Source organism: Corynebacterium sp. KPL1824, from assembly GCF_000478095.1.
Lineage (GTDB): Bacteria > Actinomycetota > Actinomycetes > Mycobacteriales > Mycobacteriaceae > Corynebacterium > Corynebacterium accolens.
The window spans coordinates 901,767-913,449 of record NZ_KI515749.1 but is presented as its reverse complement, the minus strand read 5'-3'; the positions used below and the strand labels follow the sequence as shown (position 1 = coordinate 913,449).

12 protein-coding genes and 1 tRNA gene are annotated in these 11,683 nt (G+C 55.3%); 12 read left to right on the top strand and 1 reads right to left on the bottom strand.

Going from position 1 to position 11,683, the window contains the following annotated elements:
* Positions 1-9: 9 nt before the first annotated feature.
* Positions 10-768 (top strand): 3'(2'),5'-bisphosphate nucleotidase CysQ, encoded by a 759-nt coding sequence (locus HMPREF1267_RS04270; protein WP_023017607.1) that lies wholly within the window; start codon positions 10-12, stop codon positions 766-768.
* Here HMPREF1267_RS04270 and HMPREF1267_RS04265 read toward each other — a convergent pair.
* The gene (locus HMPREF1267_RS04265; protein WP_023017606.1) at positions 765-1,433 is read right to left on the bottom strand and encodes a TetR/AcrR family transcriptional regulator; all 669 of its coding nucleotides are present in this window, start codon (positions 1,431-1,433) and stop codon (positions 765-767) included. The genes HMPREF1267_RS04270 and HMPREF1267_RS04265 overlap by 4 nt on opposite strands.
* Positions 1,434-1,540: 107 nt before the next feature.
* On the opposite strand from HMPREF1267_RS04265, the gene HMPREF1267_RS04260 reads away from it, so the two are divergent.
* From HMPREF1267_RS04260 to HMPREF1267_RS04210, 11 genes are all read left to right on the top strand, one after another.
* Positions 1,541-2,434 carry an NAD-dependent epimerase/dehydratase family protein gene (locus tag HMPREF1267_RS04260; RefSeq protein WP_023028519.1) on the top strand — a complete coding sequence of 298 codons (894 nt, stop codon included), beginning with the start codon at positions 1,541-1,543 and terminating at the stop codon, positions 2,432-2,434.
* A gap of 48 nt (positions 2,435-2,482) precedes the next feature.
* The gene (locus HMPREF1267_RS04255) at positions 2,483-3,310 is read left to right on the top strand and encodes a thymidylate synthase (RefSeq protein ID WP_023028518.1); all 828 of its coding nucleotides are present in this window, start codon (positions 2,483-2,485) and stop codon (positions 3,308-3,310) included.
* Positions 3,310-3,840 (top strand): dihydrofolate reductase, encoded by a 531-nt coding sequence (locus tag HMPREF1267_RS04250; RefSeq protein ID WP_023028517.1) that lies wholly within the window; start codon positions 3,310-3,312, stop codon positions 3,838-3,840. The genes HMPREF1267_RS04255 and HMPREF1267_RS04250 overlap by 1 nt, the downstream gene beginning before the upstream one ends.
* Complete coding sequence (locus tag HMPREF1267_RS04245) at positions 3,840-4,121, top strand: glutaredoxin domain-containing protein (RefSeq protein ID WP_023028516.1); 282 nt, start codon at positions 3,840-3,842, stop codon at positions 4,119-4,121. Before HMPREF1267_RS04250 ends, HMPREF1267_RS04245 begins: the two co-directional genes overlap by 1 nt.
* Positions 4,122-4,235: 114 nt before the next feature.
* Positions 4,236-4,311, top strand: a tRNA-Arg gene (locus HMPREF1267_RS04240).
* Between the two features lie 113 nt (positions 4,312-4,424).
* Positions 4,425-5,027, top strand: a complete 603-nt coding sequence (locus HMPREF1267_RS04235) for a DJ-1/PfpI family protein (RefSeq protein ID WP_034666858.1) — start codon at positions 4,425-4,427, stop codon at positions 5,025-5,027.
* Positions 5,028-5,232: 205 nt separating this feature from the next.
* A complete protein-coding gene (locus HMPREF1267_RS04230; RefSeq protein ID WP_034666856.1) occupies positions 5,233-5,868 on the top strand; it encodes an MptD family putative ECF transporter S component in 636 nt (211 codons plus the stop codon).
* Complete coding sequence (locus tag HMPREF1267_RS13470; RefSeq protein ID WP_023028514.1) at positions 5,865-6,590, top strand: energy-coupling factor transporter transmembrane protein EcfT; 726 nt, start codon at positions 5,865-5,867, stop codon at positions 6,588-6,590. The genes HMPREF1267_RS04230 and HMPREF1267_RS13470 overlap by 4 nt, the downstream gene beginning before the upstream one ends.
* The gene (locus HMPREF1267_RS04220) at positions 6,587-8,071 is read left to right on the top strand and encodes an ABC transporter ATP-binding protein (RefSeq protein WP_023028513.1); all 1,485 of its coding nucleotides are present in this window, start codon (positions 6,587-6,589) and stop codon (positions 8,069-8,071) included. The genes HMPREF1267_RS13470 and HMPREF1267_RS04220 overlap by 4 nt, the downstream gene beginning before the upstream one ends.
* Positions 8,064-9,812, top strand: a complete 1,749-nt coding sequence (locus HMPREF1267_RS04215) for an ABC transporter ATP-binding protein (protein ID WP_023028512.1) — start codon at positions 8,064-8,066, stop codon at positions 9,810-9,812. The genes HMPREF1267_RS04220 and HMPREF1267_RS04215 overlap by 8 nt, the downstream gene beginning before the upstream one ends.
* The gene (locus HMPREF1267_RS04210) at positions 9,805-11,577 is read left to right on the top strand and encodes an ABC transporter ATP-binding protein (RefSeq protein WP_023028511.1); all 1,773 of its coding nucleotides are present in this window, start codon (positions 9,805-9,807) and stop codon (positions 11,575-11,577) included. The genes HMPREF1267_RS04215 and HMPREF1267_RS04210 overlap by 8 nt, the downstream gene beginning before the upstream one ends.
* The last annotated feature ends 106 nt before the right edge of the window (positions 11,578-11,683 follow it).

Sequence of the window (11,683 nt, the reverse complement as noted above, 5' to 3'; positions counted from 1 at the left end):
GTGGGCACCATGACCGTCGAGATTTCTGATTCCCGCCTGACCAATTCGCTCGCCCAAGGCTGCGGCGAGATTTTAAAGGGTGTGCGCAATGGTGGCCTGCTACGGGGCCTTTCGCTTGGCGATGCCGGCGATGACGCCGCCCAAGAATGGATCGCCCGCGTATTAGAACAGCACCGGCCCGGCGATGGCGTGCTTTCTGAAGAGGCTTCCGATGACCTTGCCCGGTTAAAAAAGAAGCGTGTCTGGATCGTGGACCCGCTTGACGGCACCAAAGAATTCGCCACCGGCCGCCAGGACTGGGCAGTACACATCGCCCTCGTTGAGGACGGCACCCCAGTCCACGCCGCGGTGGGACTGCCAGACTACGGCGTAACCTTCAAGTCCTCCGATGTGCGCGCCGTCGCCGGCCCGCTATCCAAGAAATTCGTCATCTCTCGCAACCGCCCGCCCAAGGTGGCCGGCTACATCGCGGAAAAGATGGGCTATGAAACCGAGGGCGTCGGCTCCGCCGGCGCCAAGGCCATGCACGTGCTGCTGGGTGATTATGACGGTTATATTCACGCCGGCGGCCAATACGAATGGGATCAGGCCGCCCCGGTAGGCGTCGCCATGGCAGCCGGCCTGCACTGCTCTCGCCTCGACGGCAGCCCCATCACCTTCAATAACGAGGACACCTTCATCCCCGATCTGCTCATCTGCCGCCCCGAGCTCAAAGACGAGATTCTAGAGCACGCCGCGGCCTTTGCCGAGGAGAATGGCGGATTTTAGAGCCCTAACTCATCGGCGAGCCGCGACACAGCGCGGGCATGGAACTCAGCGAACTCGCTCAGCGTATCGCGCCCTAGGTAGCCGAAAACCTCGGCGTTGATCAGCCCGATGATCCTCACCCAAGCCTCCAACGCCATTTCCATGGCGTCCGCGCTGAGCTCGGAGCCCATATCTTTCGCGGCTGCCTCCATATCTGCATCCAGTTGGCGCGATCGCTGCCCCAACGACGCGACCGTAGACTGTTCTAGCAAGGCGGCGAGGCGGCGGCTAACTTTGGTACCCGCTGCTATCGTCTCGGCAGCTGGCGCTTGATAGCCCACAATCGGGGTGCCGTAAATCAGCCCCCACCGTTGCGGAAATTCAAGGGCCCACTGCCTCATCGCACCTACGAGGCCAATGAATCGCTCACGCGGTTGCGCACTCGGATCATCGCGCCGCACCACTGCCCCATCAAGGGAGTCAAAAGCATCAACAATGAGGAGAGTAATAAGGCTCGCCCTATCCGGTACGTAGCGGTAAATACCAGAAGGGACGATTCCTAGCTCACGGGCTATGGCCCGTAGGTTCAGCGCCTCTACACCACCACTAGCTAGTTGCTGCCGTCCCAGCTCGATGATGCGGGTCATCGTCTGCTCTCGGGCGCGCTCGCGTGGGGTTTGTGCCATGAGCAAACTATAGCAACTCACAAAAGAGAGCACTACTCTTGCTTTCAAGGACCCCGCCCTATATTTTTAGAGAGCACTAGTCACTAATATGAATAGGACTCCGGATAATGAAATACCTCATCACTGGCGCTGGACCCGTTGGCCGTGCGGTTGCCCGCGAACTCACCGCCCGAGGCTATGAATGCATCATCATGAGCCGCCACGGTTCCACACTCGACCTAGGCCCACACGTACAGCACATCACCGGCGATGCCACCCAAAAAGAGTCCTATCCCGCAGACGTCGACGGCATTGTCCACTGCATCCACGCCGCTTATAACGCCGAGGCATGGCGCACGCTCCTCATCCCCGCTGAGGACACAGCCCTCCACGTCGCCGCCGAATGCGATATCCCCATAGTATTCCCAGAATCCATCTACGGATTCGATCCAGCCTACGAAACGGTTTCACCAGATACCCCTTTAAACAAATCCACACAAGGAAAACCCGGCGTGCGCGCTGCGCTCATCAATACACGCCTCGCCTCACCTGCCCGCGCCGTATCGGTGGTGGCCGCTGACCTATTTGGCCCGGATTCTGGTCCGGGGTGCGTGTATCACCAACTGATCATCGGCAAACGCATTCCCCTCGCACTCTTCAACGCGCATACCACGCATTCGGTTACCTACCTTCCGGACTTTGGCCGTGCGCTTGCCGATGCCATCCTTGCCCCCACCAGGCCACCTATTATTTCTGCGCCCTGCGCCCCTGCAATCACCCAGGCGGAGTTCGCATGCCTCGCAGGCTGCCGACACTCGCCCATAACGCTGCGTCCGTGGATGATCAGGCTAGGCGGGCTCTTTAACTCCGATCTTCATGGACTGTTGGAGATGCGCTATCTGTGGGAGCGCCCCTCCATCTTGAGTGGTGCCGACGCCCAGTGGGAAGCTACCCCGATCGAGCAAGCGATCCGCGAAACCCTTCGAGCAGACAGTCCCGCTACCAGCACCAACAAGAAATAGATTTTCCGACTATCCCAATGGCTTTCTAACGTTCTACACTTGGGCACCATGAGTGATACGTCCACCGCCTCTAGTGCCACTATCAATACCCCATATGAGGATCTCCTCCGCCGCGTCCTCGAAGAGGGCACGGCCAAAGGCGATCGCACCGGCACCGGCACGCGCTCCATTTTCGGCGCACAACTGCGCTATAACCTGGCAGAATCTTTCCCGCTGCTGACCACGAAAAAGGTCTACTTTCACGGGGTCATCGGCGAGCTGCTGTGGTTCCTGCGCGGCGATTCCAATGTGAAATTCCTGCAGGATAATAACGTGCGCATTTGGAACGAGTGGGCCGATGAGAATGGCGATTTGGGCCCGGTCTACGGCGTGCAGTGGCGCTCTTGGCCCACCCCGGATGGGAGCCACATCGACCAAATCCAACAGGCGCTTGACACCCTGAAGAATAACCCTGACTCGCGCCGCAACTTGGTCTCCGCGTGGAATGTATCTGAGCTCGACCAGATGGCGCTTATGCCCTGCCACCTGCTCTTCCAGCTCTACGTGGCCAATGACACGCTGTCGCTGCAGGTCTACCAGCGCTCAGCAGATATGTTCTTGGGCGTTCCCTTCAATATCGCCTCCTATGCGGCGCTGACCCACATGTTTGCTCAGCAGGCCGGCCTCAAGGTGGGCGATCTCATCTGGACCGGCGGCGATTGCCATATCTACAACAACCACGTGGAGCAGGTTCAGGAACAGCTGTCCCGCGAACCGCGCGAGTACCCGCAGCTCAAGCTCAGCAAGGCGAAGGACCTCTTCTCCTATGACTTCGCCGATTTTGAGGTGCAGGGCTACGACCCGCACCCGGCCATCAAGGCGCAGGTGTCGGTCTAATGCTCGGCGCAATCTGGGCGCAGTCCCTGGACGGCATCATCGGCGATGGCGCGCAGATGCCCTGGCACGTGCCGGAGGATCTCAAGCACTTCAAGGACGTCACCATGGGCGCGCCGGTCATTATGGGCCGCAAGACCTGGGAGTCCCTCAACCCTAAGTTCCGCCCCCTGCCCGGCCGGGAGAATTACGTGCTCTCCTCACGCGCGCCCGGCACGTGGTCAACTGGTGCTACGGTGGGCAGAACGATGCCCGCGCTTGCCGATGCCTGGGTCATCGGCGGTGGCCAAATCTACACCGCCGCCTTGGACCAGGTGGACCGCATCGAGGTCACTCTCATGGGCGTAAACATCGGCGATATCTATGGCGATGACGCCGTCTTTGCCCCGGATATCCCCGAAACGTTCGGCTTGGCCTACAGCACGGACTGGCTCACCTCTGACACGGGGCATTTAGAGCTTCCCGAGCAGCCGGCCAGCGAGCTACCCATGAAGTACCGCTTTTTAACTTACGATAGAAAGGACGCAGCATAATGACTGTACAAGCACCCGAAACCAACGCCGATGCCACCATCTTCTACGCCGACTGGTGCCCATTTTGCGCCAAGCTCATTAAGAACTTGGACCGCACCGAAACCCCGTACGAGCTCGTGGACGTAGAGGGCGATAACGCCGATGACATCAACGAGTGGATCAAGTCCGTCAACGACGGCAACCGCATCATCCCCACCGTCTTGTATTCCGACGGCACCCACGAAACCAACCCGCCCGCATCCTCCGTGCGCAATAAGCAGGAAGAACTGGCAGGCGCCTAAACCTCATAGCTAAGGCTGCTGGCCGAACCTATACAAATGGCCGCGCACGCAGCCTTTTGGGGCGCACTCGCGCCCCACTGCTATGATGATCCGAGTTGCATAAGCAACACCCCCGCCCCAGTAGCTCAGGGGATAGAGCACGGCTCTCCTAAAGCCGGTGTCGGAAGTTCGAATCTTCTCTGGGGCACCAATTTGTACCCCTCTGACCTGCATCAGAGGGGTAGATTTTTCCACGCTTCTGCTTATTGACCCCGCGTACCAAAACACTAAGGTCGTCAAAATCGGTTTTGATACGGTTTAGTCATGAGCCAGACGCGTCCGCACAACATTGGCATCGTACTTTTTGATGGGTTCGAGTTACTCGATGTTTTTGGCCCCGCAGAAGTACTCGCAAATACACCAGGCCTTGAAGTCAACTATCTGTCAAAACATGACAGCCCGGTAAGCAGCGCTCAAGGCGTACGCATAGTTCCGACAATGCGTTTTGAATCTTTCTCTGGAGATACTCTGCTTGTGCCAGGAGGACGCGGTACACGCTCACTTGTTCAAGATCCAGAATTCCTCCGCCAGCTAGCTGCCATTGCAGGCTCGGCGGACATCATCACCTCAGTTTGTACTGGGTCAGCGTTACTCGCCGCCGCGGGCTTATTAGAAAACCACAGCGCTACCACCAATAAAAGCGCGTTCGACTGGGTTAGAACGCACGGCCAGAAAATTGAATGGAAAAAGCAAGCTCGATGGGTCCACGACGGCAATCTCTGGACATCATCCGGTGTGGCGGCAGGAATTGATATGGCGGTGGCTTTCATTACTTACTTCTTCGGTGAAGAAACAGCACTCTCAGTGACCAACCATATTGAGCTCATCGCCAACAGCAATCCCGATAACGATCCGTTTGCTGTCTGATTTCATTCGGTCCAAGCATGCAGAGGCGGTACACCTTAGTTTCCCCATATCGATAAGTAATTATTTTATGATCCCTAAAACCGCTTATCTGCATTCGCCCCCATTAAGGGTAAATCTTCAGATCCGGCTAGAAATAGCTTATAAACAGTATTATATGTTTTAGGTAAGCCTTACTTTCCCTACTGTTTATGAATCGAGGTTTACCATGACCCAACAGTCCTCTACGCCCGCACGGAATACAAGCTCATCCAGTGGGTCGACGGCACGTTTAAACACCAGAGATCTCATCAACGCTGGCATCTTTGCTGCACTTTACTTTGTAATCACTTTTGTAACCGGGATGGTTGGATTCGCAGGACCACAATTCATGTTCATTGGCTGGTTCATCGCGGCAATCGCAAATGGAATCGTGCTAGCGCTTTATGCTGCCCGCACGCCCAAAATGGGCGCTTTCACCCTTGTCGGCGGTATTAACGGATTAGCATTCATGCTCACCGGGCACTACTTCTGGACCTTGCTGGGAAGCATAATTCTTGGGTTTATCGCGGATTTGATTATCACAAAAAGCCACCTCGGGATTGCCAAGTCCTTCCCTATTGCCTATGGCGTCTTCTGTGCCTGGGTTTCTTTGCCTTTTATCCCGCTAATTATGGATACGGACTCATACTACGTCGATATCGCAGACCAAATGGGCCAAGAATACGCCGATGCTATGTCGGATATCTTCCAGCCATGGACCATTGGAGTACTGGCCATTTGTGCGCTCATCGTCGGCTTTATCGGAGGAAAGGTCGGAGTTCGCGTCAGTCGCAAACACTTTGAAAGCGCTGGTCTCCTGTGAGCTTGGACAAACAGGGCGTGCTTCGTCGATCTTCAATCGATCCACGGACCGTGCTGCTTTCTGTTCTAGTAATCAATGCGGTAGCTCTCAGCCACGGCCACCTACCGACACTGCTGATTTCTATCGCCTTCAGCTCCATCGCACTAGCTACAGTAAAGCCACACTATGGTCTTATTTGCCTGTGCGCTTTTGCATTATCCTATCTAGGGTATTGGGGCCTATTACAGCTTCCTGGCTCCACATTTTTCGCTTTTTCGGCGGCAATTTTTTCGTGGCTAAGCCGTTTTGTCATCAGCATGTCCATCGGCGCATTCGGCTTGCTCATTCTCACACCATCCACGTTGACCTCAGCACTGCGGGACCTGCGTTTACCAGGCTGGGCCACCATTCCACCGGCGGTATTCCTGCGTGTTTTGCCGATCATCGTGGCAGAAGCCAAAGCCATCCGCGATGCCATGGTCCTTCGTGGCCTCCAACCCGGAGTAAAAAGCTGGTTCACACAGCCCACACAATCGTCCGCGATGCTGATCATCCCCTTGTTGGGCGCCGTCGTCCGCGCTGGTGATGAGCTCGCTGCCTCTGCTCTTGTCCGCGGATTGGGAGGACCCACACGCCCAACCACCACCGCTGATCTTTCCTTCAAGCTTGTCGATGCAACTGCAATAGCTGGGTTGGGCCTCGTTGTTGCCTCTGTCTGGCTTCCCACGGAGGTCCACTTATGAACGAACGCAGTGTCGCAACCAGTGTAAACGCCCATAACGTTTCTTTTACATATCCATTGGGCGCTCGGCCAGGCATTCAAGGTGTATCTGATGTGTCTTTTTCTGTCTCTCCAGGACAGTGCCTACTGATTACCGGTGATTCCGGATCGGGAAAGTCCACGGTACTCAAGTTGATCAACGGACTCATCCCCCATTTCAATCCAGGAGAGCTACTAGGTACCATCACTATTACAAAGGATGGCCAGGACTTTAACCCTGCGCAGGAACCGCTCTCCCGCGCCATCGAGTTCAGCGCCTCAGTATTCCAGAATCCACGGACGCAGTTTTTCACTGAAAGCGTCAATGCAGAATTAGCCTTCGGGATAGACAACCTGGGTGTGGATCCCACAGAAATTGAATCTAGGATTCAATCAGCGGTCGAGTTACTAGGCATTAACGAGCTTCGGGGCCGGCGATTCAAAGAATTATCCGGTGGACAATTACAAACCGTGGCGTGCGCATGCGCGCTTGTGTCTCCGGGCAGTCTCGTGCTTCTCGATGAACCCACGTCCAATCTCTCCATGGAAAGCATCGAGATTCTCGCACGCGTGCTACACCGCTTGAAGGAATTAGGCACAACGATCATTATCGCTGATCATCGCCTCTTTTTCTTAAAAGATATCGCTGACCAAGTTATTTACTTGACTCAGGGAAAAATAACGCGGAGTTTCCACGCGCAAGAGTTTTATGCCTTAGACGAACCCGAACGCAAACAATTGGGGCTACGCAGCTTACACCACGTTCCCCTGCCCGCGAGCGTGCCGGCACCACCCACGCCCGAAAACGCCGATCCCCAGCGGAGCGGACTCGAGTTAAGCAACATCCGTTTTTCTTATGGCACGCATGAGGTGCTAAACATTGACCACGCATTTTTCCCCAGCGGCGAAGTCACCGCCTTAATCGGGCCCAACGGGGTTGGCAAAACCACCCTCGCCAGAATCATTTGTGGTCTTGCCTCTCCCAAACGCGGCGGTAGCCTCCGTTTGAACAGCAAACGAGTAGGAGCAGCAGCTCGGAGGCGCAGCGCGTACATGGTGATGCAGGATGTTGGCCGCCAGCTATTCGCTGCCACCACCGAAGAAGAGGTCACGCTCGGACTGGCAAAGAAGAAGCGGGACCACATCGATGTCAACGAGATTCTCCATCGCCTCGATCTGGAAGAGATGGCCCAACGGCATCCGCAGTCTCTGTCCGGTGGGCAACGGCAACGCTTAGCCATAGCTTCAGCCCAAGCCGAGCAAGCAGAGGTCTACATCTTCGATGAACCTACCTCTGGAGTGGGCTGGCGCCAACTGCAATCCATCTCTGCGCTGCTTCGATCTCTTGCAGCAAGCGGCGCAGTGGTCATCGTTATCACCCATGACCACGAATTCATCCAAGAATCAGTCACCAGAATCATCGATATGACGGAAATCAATAAGAATCGAGAAAGAAATGTCTGAGGTAAAACAAAGTTCCACAGAATCAAGCGGAACCCACGCACCAGAATCACACGGTGCGTCACCGGAAGAAGAGGCTCGCGCAAAACAAAAAGCCGGCCAAGTCGCTCTAAAAAAGCTACTGGCCCCAGTGCAAACAACCATCTACTTCGCACAGTTTCTCGCGCTTATATCCTCGGTACTCGCCGTAGCACCCTACGTCGCGTTGGTGGCACTGGGAAATGCTCTAATCGACGGCAATACTGATGACGTCGCGTCCATTGTGAAATGGCTCCTTGCAGCATTTTTGGGCCAGCTATTCTTCTATTTCCTTGCCCTTACGATCACCCACTTCGCTGATGCAAAGCTGGTGGGGATCAACCGGCGCCGAATTATTACCGCTATTGCGAAAGCACCGCTGTCTTGGTTTAGCCAGACTAATTCCGGCAAAGTCCGCAAAGCAGTCGAGGACGATACGCTAACTCTGCACACCCTGACAGCCCATGCTCCTGTAGAGCAAGTTGCCGCAATCTTCACGCCTCTTGCGCTTCTAGTTTATGCCTTTATCTTGGATTGGCGCCTTGGCCTACTTTCTATTGCCACTGTGCCCATTTTCCTAGCAATCCAGGCGTATTCAATGAAAGATATGGGCACAAAAACTGCGGAAATGGACGATTATCTTGGAGAGGTTTCTGCCACTGCAGTGGAGTTCTCCGAAGGTATTTCCGTCGTCAAGGCTTTTGGCACCGTTGGCAAAGCCCACGCTCGGTACCGCGAAGCTGCTAAACAATTCGCTGACTTCTATTACGAGTGGGTACGTCCGCTTCTTCGCGTTAGCGCAATTTCAGAATCCGTGGTGGCGGTTCCCGTGCTCATCCTTATCAATATAGGAGTCGGTTCTCTGCTAATAGCCGGGGACTATGTCACGGTTGCTGAAGTCATCGCCACAACGTTGATTGCACTGGTGATCCCAGGCACGATTCAAACCGTCGGCCGCATGATGTGGTCTTACCAGCTCGCTGGCAATGCGGCGTTGCGCCTCGATGAAGTCATGACAATTTCCCACGTGAATGAAGGCTCAAAGAGCCTCGATGCCAGTAGTCAAGACATGGAGGTGGAATTCCACAAGGTCAGCTTTAGCTACGCCCCAGACACACCAGTCCTCCAAGACTTTTCTGCGCAATTAAACGCAGGCACTGTCACGGCATTGATTGGCCCCTCCGGGTCTGGCAAATCCACAGCAGCAACGATGCTGGCGCGTTTCCAGGATCCAGATTCGGGCACAATCACTATCAACAACGTGGATATCCGTGATCTCACTTTCGACAGTTTGTACCGCACTGTGGCTTTCGTCTTACAAGATCCTCACTTACTGCGCATGAGTATTCGGGAAAACATTCGCCTTGCACGCCCAGAAGCTCGCGATGAAGAAATCTGGCAAGCAGCAGAGGCTGCGCACATAGCTGCTGATATTCGCGCTTTACCGGCTGGGCTCGACACCGTTGTTGGTGAGGACATCTCTTTATCCGGTGGACAACAGCAACGCATTTCTATTGCCCGGGCAATTATTACCAATGCCCCAATCTTGATCCTGGATGAAGCTACTGCGGCAACTGATCCTGACTGCGAAGCAGAAATTCAAGCGGCTCTGGCCACACTCGTAAGAGACAAGACCGTCTTGGTCATCGCCCACAAGCCGGAGTCCATCCAAGGCGCAGACCAAATAATCCGCCTCAAGCCTGTGAAGGATAATTCTCATGTCTAATGCCACCACGCCTGCTAGTTCGCGGCTTCGTGATCCGTTACTTACTCGCAGTGTCAAAAAGCTGCAAAGTCCTGTAGGTCATAAGCTCAATAAAAGGCATGCTTGTCTATCGCTTATCGTTGGCGTGCTTGACGGCCTCGCCGTTCTCACGCTCGTGCCACTTACAAAGGCACTCGATGGGGATACGACGATCGCACCATGGATGTGGACGCTTTTGGCAATTGCGCTCGTAGCTTTTGCGCTACGATTTTTCGCAACCATGGCCTCTTACCACACGGCCTTGGATTTCATCCGAACCGCGCACACGACTGTGGGCGATAAATTGGCAACGCTACCGCTCGGCTGGTTCATACCGGCTAATACCGGCGGGCTATCTCGTCTCGTCTCAGATCGTTTTATGGTGGCGGCCGAGACTCTTGCACATACTCAAGGCATGGTGTACCGCGATGGTGCAGCACTTATGACCCTGTTGGTTGGAGCGTGTTTCTGGAATCCGCGGTTGGGATTGGTCTTTCTAATCATCGCACCATTGGCGCTCGTGGTGATGCAGTTGGCTGCATGGATTCGTGAGAAAGCATCGAACCGCGCACTCGGGCCGAGTAAAGAGCTCTCCCAGCGCATCGTAGAATTTGCTAACCGCCAGCCGGCCTTGCGCGCGGCGGGAAAATCACAAGGGTTTGCGCCGCTTGAGCAAGCACTAGAAATCGATCATAAAGCACGGATACGCGAGCTATGGGTATCCACATTAGCTTTGCTACTCAACGGCATAGTAGTGCAGATCTTCATCGTGGCTCTCATTATGGTCTCCGCGGATCTTGCCGTTGAAGGCACCCTATCGCCACTAGAAACAATTGCGATCATCGGAATCAGCTTGAGGTTTACCCGCACGCTTGAGCAGCTGGGCTCTTGTTTCGTCGGTTTAGACGCAGGCCGTATCGCGCTCGCAGAAACCGAGCTCATCACCGATGCCCCTTCCCTGCCAGAACCCACTACTCCGCGCACAGGAGACGGTTCGGGCAGTGTTGAGCTGCGCGATGTCACGTTTGGGTACGGAGATAAGCCGGTATTGGTCGATGTCGCCTTCCACGCCCAACCGGGCACCGTTACCGCCATTGTCGGTCCTTCCGGCTCCGGAAAGACCACAATTGCGCGCCTTATTTCACGATTCTGGGATGTAGATTCCGGGGCGGTGATGGTTGACGGCGTAGATATCCGCGAGCTTGGAACCGAACAGCTAATGTCCAGATTATCCATGGTCTTTCAGGACGTCTATCTCTTCGATGATTCGCTGATTGCTAATATCCGCGTTGGTCGTCCCGATGCCTGCGATGAGGAAATCTTCCGTGCAGCTAATCTTTCAGGCGTGACGTCTATTGCGAACCGGCTAGGGTGGCACACTCCGGTTGGTGAAGGGGGACGGCTTCTGTCCGGCGGCGAGCGCCAGCGCGTATCTGTTGCTCGCGCGCTGCTCAAGCAAGCGCCGATTGTCCTCTTTGATGAAGCAACTTCCGCACTCGATGCAGAAAATGAGGCAAATATCCTTGCCGCAATGGACGAGCTACGGGAGAAGTCTACTTTTATCGTTATCGCCCATAAGCTGGATACAATCAAATCTGCTGATCAAATCGTAGTCTTGGATGAACACGGGCACGTCAGCCAGCTGGGCACGCATTCTGAGCTTTCCGATGTCCCCGGTATCTACCGTCACTTCTGGCAGCAACGCAAAGCAGCACGCGGGTGGAAAATCAGTTCGGGACGCGATTAACGCGGGCACCGAGATCGACGTTGTTTGCGGGGGCACCCTTCTCCCCCGCAGCACGGCGCATCCGAAGTGCACCGACAAAGCCCAGCGCAAGGAATGCGGTAGCGGC